This is a genomic window from Citrobacter sp. RHBSTW-00017, from assembly GCF_013797615.1.
Taxonomy (GTDB): domain Bacteria; phylum Pseudomonadota; class Gammaproteobacteria; order Enterobacterales; family Enterobacteriaceae; genus Citrobacter; species Citrobacter braakii.
In genome coordinates, this window is sequence record NZ_CP056899.1 from 344171 (window position 1) to 360500 (window position 16330).

A 16330-nucleotide genomic window follows, 5' to 3' on the forward strand; every position below is an offset into this window, starting at 1 on the left:
ATAATGAAGCAAACACAACGACATGACGCGATCATCGAGCTGGTAAAGAAACAGGGATACGTCAGTACCGAGGAGCTGGTGGAGCATTTCTCCGTCAGCCCGCAGACGATTCGCCGCGATCTTAACGATCTGGCCGATCAGAACATGATTTTGCGCCATCACGGTGGCGCGGCGCTGCCCTCCAGCTCGGTCAACACCCCGTGGCATGACCGTAAAGCGACACAGACGTCGGAAAAAGAGCGCATTGCCCGCAAAGTTGCCACGCAGATCCCGAACGGTTCTACGTTGTTCATTGATATCGGCACCACGCCGGAAGCGGTGGCTCACGCGCTGCTCAATCACAGCAATTTACGCATTGTGACCAACAACCTCAATGTGGCGAATACGCTGATGGCGAAAGAGGATTTCCGCATCATACTCGCCGGTGGCGAACTGCGTAGCCGCGACGGCGGTATTATGGGCGAAGCGACCCTCGACTTTATTTCTCAGTTCCGCTTGGACTTCGGCATCTTAGGGATTAGCGGTATCGATAGCGATGGCTCCCTGCTGGAGTTTGATTATCACGAAGTTCGCACCAAGCGCGCGATTATTGAGAATTCACGGCATGTGATGCTGGTGGTGGATCACTCGAAGTTTGGGCGTAACGCGATGGTGAATATGGGCAGTATCAGCATGGTGGATGCGGTGTATACCGACACGCTGCCGCCAGCTGGCGTGATGCAGGTTATCGCGGATCATCATATTCAGTTAGAGCTGTGCTAAGTTAATTCCAGGCCTGATAAGCGTAGCGTATCAGGCATTAACTAAACCCCATACCCCATCATTTTCAGCAGTTTCTGCGCATGTTGCACCGCATCCTGGCGGTGTGCGACGCCGAGCTTTTGATACAAATTGCGGATGTGCGTCTTGATGGTCGTTGCCGCGACGGCCAATTCTCCGGCGATCTGCTCGTTGCTGTAGCCCGAATAAATCAGCCCAAGAACCTGCCATTCGCGCTGGGTCAGCGGGCTGGTGCGAATAAGCTCCGGTACTTCCGGGTGAGTAAGCAGACGCTCAACGAACCCTTCATCGAAGTGGGCGAATTTATGGCGGTGATGCTGGTTAATCTCACGCAAAATACGCTGGGCGCGGTGCTGATCGAGTTCCGGTAAGGTATTGAGCTGAATCAGCTGACGCAGTTGCTGCGCCATGGCCTCACCTTCAATGACAAAGTGACTGATAAATCCGGTGCGGTTGGCCAGCTGCAGCGCGTCGAGTAACACGCGCTGTGCGTCATTTTTGCGTCCTGCCTGCCAGTAGAGCTGATTAAGCAGCAGCAGGTTACGGTTCAGATCGCTCATCAGGCGCAGATTGCGCGCATTTTCATTCAACTCTTCCAGCACAATCTCAGCCGGTTCAAACTCGCCCAGCAGGATCTGCGCGCGGGCGATGTTGCGCCACTGTCTTTGCAGGAAGTGGTTATTGGCGAATTCCGGTTTCGGCGTGTGGCGCAGCCAGTTGGCGGCCGAGTTTTTGTCGCCCACCATTTGCCAGTAAATCACCCGTACCTTATCGGCGTTCGAGATCCAGTCACTGTGATAGTGACCGTTACCCAGCAGGTTTTCCAGGCGGTTGAGCAGGCTACGCGCATTATCCAGATCTCCCCGGGCCAGCGAACATTGAATCAGCAGCGCCAGGCACTGTAGCTGTTGCTGCGGCTGGAATGTGGAAAGCAGTTCAATACCCGCGCGGGCAGACGCTTCCGATTCGTCCAGGCGCGCCCATGCCCACAGCAGCTGCGCGCGAATACGCACCAGGAACTCGTGCATCGGCAACTGTTCCAGATGCTGCTCTTTGATCAACTGAAACGCTTTTTCCTGAGTCTCCCAGGCGGCCTGTAAAAAGCCCTGGGCAAACAAAATTTCACTTTGCTGAATTAAACTCCACAGCGCGTAATGCCAGACGTCATGGTGGCGCGCCATTTGCTCGGTTTGCTGCATCAACGCCAGAGAACGCGTGAGATCGCCCTTGCAGTGCAGGACTTCACCATGTACCGAGGTGGCGACGATACGGCTATAGAACCAGGCGATGGGTAACTCATCCAGCGCCAGCTTTGCCAGGCGCTCGGCTTCGTCAGGATTGCCGTCGTTAATCGCGACCTGCGCACGCAGGGCGTTAAATTCGGCGTGCAGCGTCGGTTCCATGTCGCCTTTCATTTCCTGCTCAGCGCGCGCCAGCAGGGTATTAACCTCGCCGTAGCGGTGCTGGCTTTGCATCAGCCAGGCTTGCAGCAGAACCAGACGCGGATTTTCCAGCAGACTTTCCCACGGCAGGGCTTTCAGCGACTCTTCCAGTAATGTCAGTTCGCTGTGGTTAAACAGTCCCCACGCATGGTTAAGCAGGATATCGCGTAGCATATGGGCGTCGCCGGCCGCCAGCGCGTGGTGGATAGCTTCGCTGGGGAAGCCTTGCGCCATCCAGCTTTCAGCGGCGGCGCGGTGTATTTCGGGCAGTTCGCTTGCCAGTTCCCACTGACAGCGCTGGCGTAAAAAGCTGCCAAACAGCGGGTGGTAGCTGAACCACTCACCGACGTCATCCATCCGCTGCAAGAATAATCCCTGGCGCTCAATCTCCTCCAGCCGCATCTGGCCGTTTTCTTCCCCGGTGACCCGGACGATCAGTGCGTCGTTCATTGAGCGCAGAATGGCACTTTTCAGCAGGAAGTGACGGGTGCCGAGGTCGACGCTGTCCAGCACTTCATCAACCAGATAATCGGACAGATGGCTGGCGTTGATCCCGGCGAGGCGGCGTGCGGACTGATGCGCAGAATGGTTGTTCTGGCGGGCGGAGAGGGCAATCAGCTGTAACGCCGTGGCCCAGCCAGCAACGTCATCGCACATCCGGCTGCTTTCTGCCGCTTCGATAGGTGAGGACAAACGTCGATCGAAAAATTGTTTGGCTTCCTGGTGGTTAAACGCCAGCTGTTGGCTGCCTATCTCCAGCAACTGATCGCGTACTCGCAGGTTGGCAATACCCAACTGCGGCAGGTTGCGCGACAGCACGACCAGCGTGAGGTTCTCAGGCTGATGACGCAGGAAGAAACGCATCGCTTCGTGAATTGCCGGATTGGAGATGAGATGATAATCATCCACTACCAGGTAGAGCGGGCGGTGCCACTCGGCCAGTTCAATAAATAGCTGCGCAAACAGTGACGTCAGGCTGGCGTATTGGCGCTTTTGCACCATCGCTTCGCTGGTGGTGCAGTGTCCACCGGTTGCCTGTTGGATAGCGGCGATCAGATAGCTGGCAAAGCGCTCTTGCTGATTGTCGCCTTCATCCAGAGAGTACCAGCCTAAGTCGTTCTTCCCCGCTGCCCATTGTGAAACCAATGTCGTTTTTCCATAACCAGCAGGACTTGTTATCAGGGCAAGCCTGAAATTGTTCGCGCCGGAAAGTTTAGCCAACAGGCGCTCACGAACCACCGTATGGTCGAGTCGAACCGGACGACTTAATTTAGACGGAATCAACATAAGTTAGTCACTTCACTGTGTGAAAATGGGGAAAAATGATTTTTTTTGCGCTTCGTAATTAATAGATATAAGGTCGGCCAGATTAGTGTTTTATGCAAGCTAAGCGGACTTTTTGTGTGTCTGATTTTGCACTATGTCACAAATCTATACATCTATTACATTAATTGCTTTAAAGAGTCACAACAGGCGTGGCGACTGGATCCGTCGGTATTTTGGCTGAGCCGAAAAATACCTCCCTTTTTATAAGGTTACTCAGTTGCTTAATGTAAAGAGCCGAATTTTGTGGCCGACTTAAAAGTTTTATGTGAATTATCTTATCCACCTTGGATATTTCAGGTTAGAAACTATTTCTCTGTTTACAGATTGTTTCCCATCGTCACCCCTCTATTTGATATTGTCGATTTATCTCTTGTTATTAATGCGTCGTCCGTTGGGCATTACAGGGGCGTTATGCCGGACTTACGCGAATTTACGGGCGATAACACCCCCTTTAAGTGGCAGCGATCACACTTTTATGCTCATCCCCGCTCCTCCTCCCTGCCTAATCCGTGCCAGGATGAGGAAGGTCAACAACGAGCCTGGCAAACTAGCGATAACGTTGTTTTATTACCTAAGGATCTGGAACCCCTATGTCACAGCCTACTTTCAACAAAGATCAATTTCAGGCTGCCCTGACGCGTCAGTGGCAGCGCTTCGGTTTACTGTCGGCTCAAGAAATGACGTCGCGCCAGTGGTGGCAGGCAGTGAGTGGGGCGTTGGCTGAGTTACTCAGCGCCCAGCCTGCAGCGAAGCCGGCAAAAAATCAGCGCCATGTTAACTACATCTCGATGGAGTTTTTGATTGGCCGTCTGACCGGCAACAACTTACTCAATCTCGGCTGGTATCAGGCGGTGAGCGATGAGCTGAAAGCGCATGACGTCAACCTGACCGACCTGCTGGAAGAAGAGATCGACCCGGCGCTGGGTAACGGTGGATTGGGGCGCCTGGCGGCCTGCTTCCTTGATTCGATGGCGACAGTCGGTCAATCGGCGACGGGCTATGGTCTCAACTACCAGTACGGCCTGTTCCGTCAGTCATTTGCCGATGGGCAGCAGATGGAAGCCCCGGATGACTGGCATCGCGGCAGCTATCCGTGGTTCCGTCACAACGAAGCACTGGATGTGCAAGTAGGGATTGGCGGCAAGGTCACCAAAGAAGGGCACTGGGAGCCGGGGTTTGTTATCACCGGCCAGGCCTGGGATCTACCGGTTCTCGGCTACCGTAACGGCGTGGCGCAACCGCTGCGTCTGTGGCAGGCCAGCCACGCGCATCCGTTTAACCTGACCAAATTTAATGACGGCGATTTCCTGCGCGCAGAGCAGCAGGGCATCGACGCTGAAAAACTGACCAAAGTGCTGTACCCGAACGACAACCACACCGCGGGTAAAAAGCTGCGCCTGATGCAGCAATACTTCCAGTGCGCTTGCTCCGTAGCTGACATTCTGCGCCGCCATCATCTGGCTGGGCGTAAACTGCATGAGCTGGCTGATTTTGAGGTGATTCAGCTCAACGATACTCACCCGACCATCGCCATCCCTGAGCTACTGCGTGTGCTGATTGATGAGCACCAGATGAGCTGGGACGATGCGTGGGCTATTACCAGCAAGACCTTTGCTTATACCAACCACACTTTGATGCCAGAGGCGCTGGAGTGCTGGGACGAGAAGCTGGTGAAAGCACTACTGCCGCGCCATATGCAAATCATCAAAGAGATTAACGACCGCTTTAAGAAGCTGGTCGAGAAAACCTGGCCGGGTGACGCTGAAGTTTGGGCGAAGCTGGCGGTGGTGCATAACAAACAGGTGCGTATGGCCAACATGTGTGTGGTCAGCGGCTTTGCGGTTAACGGCGTGGCGGCGCTGCACTCCGATTTGGTGGTGAAGGATCTGTTCCCGGAATATCATCAGCTCTGGCCGAACAAATTCCATAACGTCACTAACGGGATTACTCCGCGTCGCTGGATTAAGCAGTGCAACCCGGCACTTGCCGCGCTGCTGGATAAATCGCTGAAAAAAGAGTGGGCCAACGACCTCGATCAGTTGATTAACCTGGAAAAATACGCCGACGACGCGAAGTTTCGTCAGCAGTATCGTGACATCAAGCTGGCGAACAAAGCGCGTCTGGTGAAGTTTATTAAAGCGCGTACCGGTATTGAGATAACGACTAACGCTCTCTTTGATATTCAGATTAAACGCCTGCATGAGTACAAGCGTCAGCACCTCAACTTGCTGCATATTCTGGCGTTATACAAAGAAATCCGTGAGAACCCGCAGGCCGATCGCGTGCCGCGCGTATTCCTGTTTGGCGCGAAAGCCGCTCCGGGTTACTACCTGGCGAAAAATATCATCTTCGCCATTAACAAGGTTGCAGAAACCATCAATAACGACCCGCAAGTGGGCGACAAGCTGAAGGTCGTATTCCTGCCGGATTATTGTGTCTCGGCGGCGGAAATGCTGATCCCGGCGGCAGATATCTCTGAGCAAATCTCCACCGCAGGGAAAGAGGCTTCCGGCACCGGTAACATGAAGCTGGCGCTGAACGGTGCGTTAACCGTCGGTACGCTGGATGGCGCAAACGTCGAAATCGCCGAGAAGGTCGGTGACGAGAATATCTTTATCTTTGGTCATACCGTGGAAGAGGTGAAGGCGCTCAAGGCCAAAGGGTACGACCCGGTGAAATGGCGTAAGAAAGATAAAGTGCTGGATGCTGTTCTGAAAGAGCTGGAAAGCGGGAAGTATAGCGACGGCGATAAACATGCCTTCGACCAGATGCTGCACAGTATCGGCAAGCAGGGCGGTGACCCGTATCTGGTAATGGCGGACTTCGCGGCCTACGTTGAAGCCCAGAAGCAGGTTGACGTGTTGTATCGTGACCAGGAAGCCTGGACCCGGGCGGCGATTCTGAATACCGCGCGTTGCGGCATGTTCAGTTCGGATCGCTCCATCCGCGATTATCAGACTCGTATCTGGCAGGCGAAACGTTAAGGAATCGCGATGGAAAGCAAACGTCTGGATAATGCCGCGTTGGCGGCGGGGATTAGCCCCAATTACATTAATGCCCACGGTAAACCGCAGTCTATTGGCGTCGAAACCAAGCGGCGTTTGCTTGACGCTATGCATCGCTCCACCGCCACCGCTCAGGTGGCGGTGACCCCGGTGCCGAATGTCATGGTTTATACCGCGGGTAAGAAAATGCCGCTGGCAGTTGAGGGACGCGGAGAGTTTAACTGGTTGCTGACCACCGAAGAGGGCGTGCAGCACAAAGGACATATCGTCGGCGGTAAATCGTTCAACCTTCCGGCGAAGCTGCCGGAAGGGTATCACACGCTTACCCTCACCCAGGGGGAGTTGCGTACCCATTGCCGCATCATCGTCGCGCCGAAACGCTGCTATGAGCCGCAGGCGCTGTTAGCCGGGCAGAAGCTGTGGGGCGCATGCGTTCAGCTCTATACCCTGCGTTCAGAAAAAAACTGGGGGATTGGCGACTTTGGCGATCTCCGTGCCATGCTGGTGGAGGTGGCGCAACGCGGTGGCGCGTTTATCGGCCTGAATCCGATTCACGCGCTGTATCCGGCGAACCCGGAGAGTGCCAGTCCGTACAGCCCGTCGTCACGCCGCTGGTTGAACGTTATTTATATAGATGTGAACGCAGTAGACGATTTCCGCCTGAGTAAAGAGGCGCAGGCCTGGTGGCAGAAACCCGCGACTCAGCAAGCTCTGCAACGCGCGCGTGATACCGAGTGGGTTGATTATTCTGCCGTTACCGCATTGAAGATGACAGCGCTGCGTATGGCATGGAAAAGCTTCTCTGCACGTGACGATGAGCAGATGGCGGCATTTCGCCAGTTTGTGACTCAGGAAGGGGATAGCCTGTACTGGCAGGCGGCCTTTGATGCGCTGCATGCGCATCAGGTGAAAGAGGACGCACTGCGCTGGGGCTGGCCGGTGTGGCCGCAAGCTTTCCAGTCGGTGGATTCGCCAGAGGTAAAACGCTTTTGCGAAGAGCATCGTGATGAAGTGGATTTCTACCTGTGGTTGCAGTGGCTGGCGTATACCCAGTTTGCTGATTGCTGGAAAACCAGCCAGGGCTTTGCGATGCCGATTGGATTATATCGCGATCTGGCTGTCGGCGTGGCCGAAGGCGGGGCGGAAACCTGGTGCGACCGCGAGTTGTATTGCCTGAAAGCCTCGGTTGGCGCACCGCCGGATATTCTCGGTCCGCTCGGGCAAAACTGGGGATTGCCGCCGATGGATCCGCATATCATCACAGCACGCGCTTACGAACCGTTTATCGAACTGCTGCGTGCCAATATGCAGAACTGCGGTGCGTTGCGTATCGACCATGTTATGTCGATGCTGCGTCTGTGGTGGATCCCTTACGGTGAAACTGCCGATCACGGCGCCTACGTGCATTATCCGGTCGACGATCTGCTTTCAATTCTGGCGCTGGAAAGTAAACGTCATCACTGCATGGTAATTGGTGAAGATCTGGGGACTGTGCCGGTAGAGATCGTCAGCAAGCTGCGTGACAGCGGCGTGTACTCCTACAAAGTGCTTTATTTTGAGAATGACCATGAGAAAAATTTCCGCGCGCCGAAAGCGTACCCGGAACAATCAATGGCAGTCGCGGCGACGCATGACCTTCCTACGCTTAAAGGTTATTGGGATAGCGGCGATCTGACGCTGGGTAAGGCACTGGGTCTGTATCCGGATGAAGTCGTGTTGCGTGGGCTGTATCAGGACAGAGAACTGGCGAAACAGGGGCTGCTGGACGCGCTGCACAAATACGGGTGCCTGCCAAAACGTGCTGGTCACAAGGCGTCGCTGATGTCGATGACGCCGATTCTTAATCGCGGCATGCAACGCTACATCGCTGACAGCAACAGTGCGCTGTTGGGCCTGCAACCGGAAGACTGGCTGGATATGGCTGAGCCGGTCAATATTCCCGGGACCAGCGACCAGTACAAAAACTGGCGGCGTAAGCTCACCGCCACGCTGGAGCAGATGTTTGCCGATGACGGTGTGAACAAGCTGATTAAGGATTTGGATAAGCGCCGAAAAGCGGCCGCGAAGAAGAAGTAAAAAAGCCGGGGATTTCCCCGGCTTATTTAGGGTGATAGCAGGTAGGCCGGGTAAGCGAAGCGCTACCCGGCACAGTTTTATCAGACCACCATACCCAGCAGCAGACACCCTACCAGACCGCAGACGGAGATAATGGTTTCCAGCATTGACCATGACTTGATGGTTTCACCGATGGTCAAGTTGAAGTACTCCTTGAACAGCCAGAAGCCCGGATCGTTCACGTGGGAGAAAATGACGGAACCGGAACCAACCGCAATAACCATTAGCTCAGGGCTTACGCCGGTCGTTGCAATCAGCGGTGCCACAATCCCACCAGCGGTGATCGCCGCTACGGTTGCGGAGCCCAGTGCGATACGCAGTACCGCAGCGATAGACCATGCCATCAGCAGCGGAGAAACGTTTGAACCGTGCATCATTGACGCGATGTACTTGTCCACGCCGCTATCCACCAGGACCTGTTTGAAGGCACCGCCACCACCAATGATCAACAGCATCATCGCGATGATTTTGATGGAGGACACCAGCGTGTCGTTGATCTGATCCATCGAACGTCCACGGTTCAGACCAAAAGTGAACATCGCAATCAGCACCGCGATAAGCGTTGCCATAACCGGGTCACCCAGGAATTCTGCCACCGTCAGGAAAGCGTGGCCTTTTGGCAGAATCATCTCCGCCACGGCGCGCATCGCCATCAGGATAACCGGTACCAGGGAGGTCCAGACGCTGACGCCAAAGCCAGGCATCTCTTCTTCAGTAAACGTTTTCGCGCTGTACAGACCTTCCGGGATTGGCTTATCGATACCTTTCAGGAAGCGAGCGTACACCGGACCGGCGAGAATAACGGTCGGGATTGCCAGAATCGTACCAAACAGCAGGGTTTTACCCATATCTGCGTGGAAAATGGTGGCAATAGCGGTCGGACCTGGGTGCGGCGGCAGGAAGCCGTGAGTTACGGACAGCGCAGCAGCCATCGGCACGCCAACATACAGCAGCGGGATGTTGGCAGCAGCGGCGATGGTGAACACCAGCGGCAGCATCAGCACGAAGCCGACTTCGTAGAACAGGGCAAAACCGACGGTGAAGCCGGTTAATACCACCGCCCACTGAATATGTTTTTTGCCGAATTTAGCAATCAGGGTGGTTGCGATGCGCTGTGCGCCGCCGCAGTCCGCCAGCATTTTGCCCAGCATGGCGCCAAAACCCATAATCAGGGCGAGGCTGCCAAGGGTTCCGCCGACGCCGGCTTTAATCGAACCGATGACTTTATCCAGTGGCATCCCTTGCATCAATCCGACAGCAAGCGCCACCAGGACGAGAGCGATGAAACCGTTCATTTTGAAACGGATCATCAGGAGGAGTAACAAGATTACACCGATAGCAACGATGACTAATGGCATGATTTACCTGGCCTTTACTTTGTTATGGGTAACGTCAGTGTTTAGATGACAAATTCCGATTGTCCCGACCGGGAACAGAGCATTCTCAGCACCAATGCTGGTTGCCTTCAAAACTAATCAGTTTAGCTGGCTGTTATGTGTGTGTTAGGTGCTGATACGAATGATACGGGTAACATACGGCGCTTGAAAATCACCTGGGCAGGCAAAATTTAAATTATGAGAGGCTGGTCAAATTATGAGGGGGATTGTTGCAGGAAATATGCGGAGAAATGCAAGGTTGTAGGCCGGATAAAGCGATTACGCTGCCATCCGGCATCAATGCCCGATGGCGGCGCGGATGCGTCTTAACGGGCCTACGGAAATTCTACAGGTTGAGGCGTTAGTAGTAAGAGTGCTCGCCGCGCTGGTGTTCGGTTAAATCGCGAACGCCTTTCAGTTCAGGGAATTCAGCCAGCAGCTGCTTCTCGATACCTTCTTTCAGCGTTACATCCACCATTGAACAGCCGTTACATCCGCCGCCAAACTGCAGAATAGCGTAGCCTTCATCGGTGATTTCCATCAGGGAGACGCGGCCACCATGACCTGCCAGCTGTGGGTTGATCTGCGATTGCAGCATGTACTCCACGCGTTCCATCAGCGGCGCATCATCGGCAACTTTACGCATTTTGGCGTTTGGTGCTTTCAGGGTCAGCTGGGAGCCTAACTGGTCGGTAACGAAATCGATTTCTGCATCTTCCAGATACGGTGCGCTCAGTTCATCAACATATGCGGTCAGCAGGTCAAATTTAATGGCGGTGTCGGTTGCTTCCACGGCGTCCGGCGGACAATAAGAAACGCCGCATTCAGCGTTAGGCGTGCCGGGATTAATCACAAATACGCGGATTTGTGTCCCTTCTTCCTGATTTGCCAGCAGTTTGGCAAAGTGCGCTTGCGCAGCATCGGAAATATGGATCATAGTAATGGCCTAATAGTTGACTATTTTACTTGGTTATAATACGCCCATCATCGAGGCTCTACAAGGTTCGACACAGGCACCATACCTGGACAGTCGCCGCGCCGTTGCGTAAAAGCAGCTGCGCGATTTCCGCGACGGTACTTCCGGTAGTGACGACATCATCCACAATGACCATATGGAGTCCCTGCACTGGCAATTCAAGGCGAAAGGCGTTTTTCAGGTTACGTTTACGTAATCGGGCGCTGAGATGGTGCTGTGTGACGGTTGCCCGAACCCGCGTGATGGCCCGGCTGTCCCAGTCGCAGCCTAGCCAGCGAGCCAGGGGACGACACAGTAAGTCGCTCTGATTAAACCCTCTGCGCCAGTGCCGGCGTTGCCAGAGCGGGACGCTGACGAGCTTGTCCGGCAGAGGAAGACCGCTGACGCGCCGGGCCTGTAATACCTCCAGCAACAACAAGCGTGAAAGAGCGGGGGCCATTTCGCCACGTCGGGAAAACTTGAGCTGGTGGATAAGCCCGCTCAACGGCAGAGCATAGTCGCTGACAGTAACCAGTCGCTGCCACGGCGGTGGTTTTTGCAGACAGCGCCCGCAGGGAACGACGGTATGCGCGGCAGGGAGTCCACATTGAGGGCACCGGCTGACGTGCTGATGCGTTGCCCGTGTGCAGACTGAACAGATCCCCCAATGCCCTAACGTCAGGGGCATTCGGCATAGCCAGCACAATCCCGGTACTGTTAGCATAGAAGCATCCTTTCAGGCTAAAAGAGAACAATAACTGATGAATGACATCTGGTGGCAGACCCAGGGTTCGGGAAATTGCCATCTTGTGCTGCTGCACGGATGGGGACTGAATGCGCAAGTGTGGCATTGCATAAGCGAGGAACTGAGTTCGCATTTCACGCTGCATCTTGTCGACTTACCGGGATTTGGTCGCAGCCAGGGGTTCGGCGCAATGTCGCTGGAAGAGATGGCTGAGCGGGTAGTAAAACAGGCGCCGGAGAAAGCCATCTGGCTCGGCTGGAGTCTGGGCGGGCTGGTCGCAAGCCAGGTGGCGTTAACCCATCCTGAACGTGTTCAGGCGCTGGTGACCGTGGCGTCTTCCCCTTGCTTTAGCGCGCGCGACGAGTGGCCGGGTATCAAGCCAGAAGTGCTGGCAGGTTTCCAGCAGCAGTTGAGCGAAGATTTCCAGCGTACGGTGGAACGTTTTCTGGCGTTGCAGACGATGGGCACGGACACCGCGCGTCAGGATGCGCGAGCACTGAAGAAAACAGTGCTGGCGTTACCCATGCCGAAGGTCGAGGTGCTCAATGGCGGACTGGAGATCCTGAAAACGGTCGATCTGCGTGAGCCTCTGTGCGCTGTGGACATGCCTTTTCTGCGGTTGTACGGCTATCTCGATGGACTGGTTCCGCGCAAAGTGGTCCCAATGCTCGATGCCCTGTGGCCGCATAGCGAGTCGTTGATATTTGCTAAAGCGGCGCATGCACCGTTTATCTCGCATCCTGCAGAGTTCTGTGCAGCGCTGGTGGCGTTAAAAAAACGCCTATAAATCTGTTGTGTTGCCCGGTAGAGCCACGCTTACCGGGCTTGAGATTAATGGCTACGCGTAGCCAGATCCTCAGCGGTCAGTCCGGTAATTCTGAAGATGGTCAGCGGGTCGATACCATCAGCCTGCAGGGTTGATGCAATACGTAAAGCTTCCTCTCGTTTACCTTGTTGCAAGCCCGTTTGTAACCCCTCTTGTAACCCTTTCATATGACCTTCCTGAAGACCATTAAGATGCCCTTCTTGTCGTAATCTTTCGGCGATAGTCATCAACTTTTCCTTATGTTGGGGTAAACGTTCGGCGACCTCATGAAGAAACTCGGTAAAATGTGCGGTGTCCCCGACCTGCATTAGATAATTAAACAAGGCTTTCAACTGGCTGTCATTAGCGTGTCCTTTAATAATCAGGATGGCCAGTTTTTCTACCAGCCCCATCAAATCGCGTTTACGAATATGTTTTTGGATGAGTTCCAACAGCGCCATCCGGCGATGCTGCATGATCTCGTCATCGGGAACCACGGTGATATCGATCAGTGGAAACGCTGCGGTATAAAGTTGTCTGGCGGCCTTTGGGTCGTCAAATTCGTCCAGCCAGCAGAGTGAGTAGGGGTATGGGCTGGCCGCGCCATGATAAAAAAGCATGGGTATCACCAGCGGAAGTTTCTTGTGACCTGCAGCCAAATGACGATGCATGACCGCAATGGCATAACGCATCAGCCGAAATGCCATATGGGCATCGGCAGTGCTCTGATGCTCAATGATGGTGTAAATATAGCCATCGCCTTCGCGGGTTTTTAATGACCACAGCACATCGGAATAGTACGCGCGCAAATCGTCCTCAATAAAGCTGCCCGATTCCAGTTGTAGCGTTTTCAGATCGCACAGTTTTTGCAAAGAGGCTGGAAGATGGAGCCGAAGAAAGTCGCGTGCGGTAGCAGGGTGGTTTAAGAACGTTTTAAAAATCGCGTCATGCGGCGTAGCAGTCGTGTCAGTATTCATGGCGATCCGTCACCTGAGAAACAAGATGACGAGACTCTACTTCCCTGGTCGCCAGTAATCATTCACGAGTTGATAACGATGCGCGACAGGCTGGAGGATAGATCTGCTTTGCTGAAACAGAGACATCTTTGTGGAATCCATTACGCAAAAAGCCGGATATCAGCATAAACGCTTTATCCGGCCAGGACGTTTGCAGTCATTTTTAGACTGGAAGCGTAGCGCCATCCGGCATCGAACTAGCGCAAAGCCCACCACTCGCGCAGGCAGGCTTTACCTTCCGGACAACTCTTGCAGCTTCCGGAAAGACACCCGTCGGCATCTTCCTGAATCCGCACCGCTTTGCCCATCTTTTCTAACTGATTTAGCATGGCGTCAATCATGGGCTGCGGGGTGTGCAGCGTGTGGCTAATTTGAGTTGCCTCCATGCGTCCCCGCAAAGCCAATAAATCACGAACCTGAATAAGCGATGCCATTGTCGATAACCTTAGTGGCAGTCGCCAGTGGTGCTGGAACAGCAGGAGCTTGCCGTCCTGTTGGTCGCCAGCAGTGCGAGATCCACGCGACTGCGAGCTCGACGCAGCAGGCCCAGCAACACAATGTTAAACAGGATGACAGCTAAAATGCACACCAGGCTGTAGGTCGGGTGCTCTTTGTAGCTGACCGCCTGATAAAACAGCGTCGACAGAGAGTAGGCGATGTTCAGGCCCCACAGAATCGAGAAGCCCATCCAGCCACGGCTGGATTCACGTGCAATAGCGCCCATTACCGAAATACACGGCACATACAGCAGCACGAAAATCAGGTAGCTGTAAGCCGCGGCAGCGCTGCCAAATTTTTCGCCCATCACACCCATTGCACCCGTAGCCATTTCACCGTCGCCCTTGCTGGCTTCAATAGGGTTAGCCAGTACGCTCAGGCTGAAGGTGTCTTTCAGGCTTTGCCAGGTCTCATCTACCGCGCCGAGCAGCTCGTCACCGAGGTGGAAATCTGCCGGGTTGAACTCTTCTTCCTGAATGTTTTCTGCGGTATAGAGCGTGTTCAGCGTACCGACAACCACTTCTTTCGCCATCGCGCCGGTGAACAGACCTACGGTTGCCTGCCAGTTATCTTCGTGAACGCCAATCGGCTTGAAGACCGGCGTGATTACGCGGCTGACGGAAGCCAGAGCAGAGTCGTTGATGTTGTCGACGATTTTTCCGCTCAGCGAGAAACTGTTAAACGCGCTGAGGAAAATGCTGACAATGATGATGACTTTACCCGCACGCAGAACGAAGCCTTTCAGGCGTTGCCAGGTCTGAATAATCAGACTCTTAATGTGCGGCACGTGGTACACCGGCAGCTCCATCACGAACGGCGTTGCTTCGCCACGCATGATGGTGTGTTTGAGCATCAGGCCGGTCAATACCGCCATAACGATGCCCAGTACGTACAGTGAGAAGACCGCCAGCGCACCGTTCTGACCAAAGAACGCAGCGGCAAAGACGGCGAAAATCGCCAGGCGAGCGCCACAAGACATAAATGGCGCCATCATGATGGTCATCAGACGTTCACGCGGGGCGTCCAGCGTACGTGCGCCCATCACGGACGGTACGTTACAGCCAAAGCCGACGATCAGCGGGACAAACGATTTGCCCGGCAGTCCCAGCGCCTGCATCAGACGGTCCATTACAAACGCGGCGCGCGCCATGTAACCGGAGTCTTCAAGGAAGGAGAGGAACAGGTACATCATGCCGATTTGCGGTACCAGTGGCAGCACGGTGTTAATCCCGCCGCCAAGACCTTGCGCCAAAAAGATAGTGAGCCAGTCCGGGAAGTGCAGCGTGTAGCCAATCCACTGAATCCCATGGATAAAGAGCGCTACGGAGCCGACGTCAAACAACGGTTGCAGCGCGCCGCCAATGTTGATGGCGAGCAGGAACATCAGGTACATCACGAACAGGAAAATCGGCAGCCCGAGGAAGCGGTTGAGGACGATTTTATCTACTGCGGTGGTGAAGCGGCTCGGCTCTGCCGTCAGGGTGTTGCTGACGGTATCGCAGATAGCGGCAATGCACTGATAGCGCGCATCGGCGATATGCAGTGCCGGATCGTCCATTGTCTCGCTCAGACGTGCAATGGCGGCATCAAGGTTTTGCGCGGCATCACCCGCGTAGGCCCGGCTGTAGATATCGCCTTCCAGCATCTGCAGGCCCAGCCAGCGGCGCTGTTTTAACGGCATATCTTTGGCCATCGCATCGGCGAGGGAATCCGCTTCCTGCAGCAGCGGCTGGGCATAATGAACCAGCTCGACGGTGTCGTTTTCTTTGTAGCGATCGATAGCCAGCTTTAGCGCTTCAATGCCGCGGGCGCGGGTGGATACCAGCGGAACCACCGGGCAACCAAGGCGAGCGGAGAGGGCATCGATATCGATACGGATTTGCTGCTTCTCGGCAATATCCAGCATATTCAACGCGACGATGCAGGGGATGCCCAGCTCAAGCAGTTGCAACGTCAGGTAGAGGTTGCGTTCAAGGTTTGAAGCATCGACCACGTTGATCAAGAGATCCGCGTCGCCGCTTAAAATATAGTGACAGGCGATCTGCTCATCGAGAGAGGTCTGGGATGAGATTGTCGTCAGAGAATAGGTGCCGGGTAAATCAACCAGCGTGACCTGGTGGTCCGTCGTTGCGAAATGACCTTCTTTACGCTCAACGGTAACGCCTGCCCAGTTGCCTACACGCTGGCGTGCGCCGGTAAGCTGGTTGAATAAAGTTGTCTTGCCGGAATTAGGATTGCCAATTAAACCAATGGTTAGTTTTTTCATT

General features: G+C 54.5%; 11 protein-coding genes. 4 read left to right on the forward strand and 7 right to left on the reverse strand.

Annotated features, from left to right (window positions below; translation table 11 throughout):
• Positions 1–3 precede the first annotated feature (3 nt).
• The gene (locus tag HV037_RS01570) at positions 4–762 is read left to right on the forward strand and encodes a DeoR/GlpR family transcriptional regulator (protein ID WP_103283365.1); all 759 of its coding nucleotides are present in this window, start codon (positions 4–6) and stop codon (positions 760–762) included.
• 41 nt (positions 763–803) lie between these two features.
• Here HV037_RS01570 and malT read toward each other — a convergent pair whose 3' ends face one another.
• Positions 804–3509, reverse strand: coding sequence for an HTH-type transcriptional regulator MalT (gene malT / locus HV037_RS01575; protein ID WP_103283366.1), 2706 nt, complete (start codon positions 3507–3509; stop codon positions 804–806).
• A gap of 629 nt (positions 3510–4138) precedes the next feature.
• On the opposite strand from malT, the gene malP reads away from it, so the two are divergent.
• Positions 4139–6532, forward strand: a complete 2394-nt coding sequence (gene malP, locus HV037_RS01580) for a maltodextrin phosphorylase (RefSeq protein WP_103283367.1) — start codon at positions 4139–4141, stop codon at positions 6530–6532.
• Between the two features lie 9 nt (positions 6533–6541).
• Positions 6542–8629, forward strand: a complete 2088-nt coding sequence (gene malQ, locus HV037_RS01585) for a 4-alpha-glucanotransferase (RefSeq protein ID WP_103283368.1) — start codon at positions 6542–6544, stop codon at positions 8627–8629.
• An 80-nt stretch (positions 8630–8709) separates the two neighbouring features.
• Here the strand turns inward: malQ and gntT are convergent, their stop codons facing one another.
• From gntT to gntX, 3 genes are all read right to left on the reverse strand, one after another.
• Positions 8710–10026 carry a gluconate transporter gene (gntT, locus tag HV037_RS01590; RefSeq protein WP_003023507.1) on the reverse strand — a complete coding sequence of 439 codons (1317 nt, stop codon included), beginning with the start codon at positions 10024–10026 and terminating at the stop codon, positions 8710–8712.
• A 379-nt stretch (positions 10027–10405) separates the two neighbouring features.
• On the reverse strand, positions 10406–10981 hold the full coding sequence (gene nfuA, locus HV037_RS01595; RefSeq protein WP_003023509.1) for a Fe-S biogenesis protein NfuA: 576 nt from the start codon (positions 10979–10981) through the stop codon (positions 10406–10408).
• A 58-nt stretch (positions 10982–11039) separates the two neighbouring features.
• Entirely contained in the window at positions 11040–11723 is a 684-nt protein-coding gene (gntX, locus tag HV037_RS01600) for a DNA utilization protein GntX (RefSeq protein ID WP_103283369.1), read from the reverse strand.
• Between the two features lie 37 nt (positions 11724–11760).
• On the opposite strand from gntX, the gene bioH reads away from it, so the two are divergent.
• A complete protein-coding gene (bioH, locus tag HV037_RS01605; protein ID WP_016157646.1) occupies positions 11761–12531 on the forward strand; it encodes a pimeloyl-ACP methyl ester esterase BioH in 771 nt (256 codons plus the stop codon).
• Between the two features lie 44 nt (positions 12532–12575).
• On the opposite strand, the gene HV037_RS01610 is transcribed toward bioH, so the two are convergent.
• The 3 genes from HV037_RS01610 to feoB form a co-directional block, all read right to left on the reverse strand.
• On the reverse strand, positions 12576–13526 hold the full coding sequence (locus HV037_RS01610) for an Rpn family recombination-promoting nuclease/putative transposase (RefSeq protein WP_103283370.1): 951 nt from the start codon (positions 13524–13526) through the stop codon (positions 12576–12578).
• A gap of 236 nt (positions 13527–13762) precedes the next feature.
• Entirely contained in the window at positions 13763–13999 is a 237-nt protein-coding gene (feoC, locus tag HV037_RS01615; RefSeq protein ID WP_003023516.1) for a [Fe-S]-dependent transcriptional repressor FeoC, read from the reverse strand.
• Positions 14000–14010: 11 nt separating this feature from the next.
• The gene (gene feoB / locus HV037_RS01620) at positions 14011–16329 is read right to left on the reverse strand and encodes a Fe(2+) transporter permease subunit FeoB (protein WP_053388953.1); all 2319 of its coding nucleotides are present in this window, start codon (positions 16327–16329) and stop codon (positions 14011–14013) included.
• Position 16330: the final 1 nt, after the last annotated feature.

Bases quoted from the DNA above. Each gene is read 5' to 3' on its own strand.
- HV037_RS01570 (WP_103283365.1), top strand. From the start codon at position 4: ATGAAGCAAACACAACGACATGACGCGATCATCGAGCTGGTAAAGAAA.
- malT (WP_103283366.1), bottom strand. From the start codon at position 3,509: ATGTTGATTCCGTCTAAATTAAGTCGTCCGGTTCGACTCGACCATACG.
- malP (WP_103283367.1), top strand. From the start codon at position 4,139: ATGTCACAGCCTACTTTCAACAAAGATCAATTTCAGGCTGCCCTGACG.
- malQ (WP_103283368.1), top strand. From the start codon at position 6,542: ATGGAAAGCAAACGTCTGGATAATGCCGCGTTGGCGGCGGGGATTAGC.
- gntT (WP_003023507.1), bottom strand. From the start codon at position 10,026: ATGCCATTAGTCATCGTTGCTATCGGTGTAATCTTGTTACTCCTCCTG.
- nfuA (WP_003023509.1), bottom strand. From the start codon at position 10,981: ATGATCCATATTTCCGATGCTGCGCAAGCGCACTTTGCCAAACTGCTG.
- gntX (WP_103283369.1), bottom strand. From the start codon at position 11,723: ATGCTAACAGTACCGGGATTGTGCTGGCTATGCCGAATGCCCCTGACG.
- bioH (WP_016157646.1), top strand. From the start codon at position 11,761: ATGAATGACATCTGGTGGCAGACCCAGGGTTCGGGAAATTGCCATCTT.
- HV037_RS01610 (WP_103283370.1), bottom strand. From the start codon at position 13,526: ATGAATACTGACACGACTGCTACGCCGCATGACGCGATTTTTAAAACG.
- feoC (WP_003023516.1), bottom strand. From the start codon at position 13,999: ATGGCATCGCTTATTCAGGTTCGTGATTTATTGGCTTTGCGGGGACGC.
- feoB (WP_053388953.1), bottom strand. From the start codon at position 16,329: ATGAAAAAACTAACCATTGGTTTAATTGGCAATCCTAATTCCGGCAAG.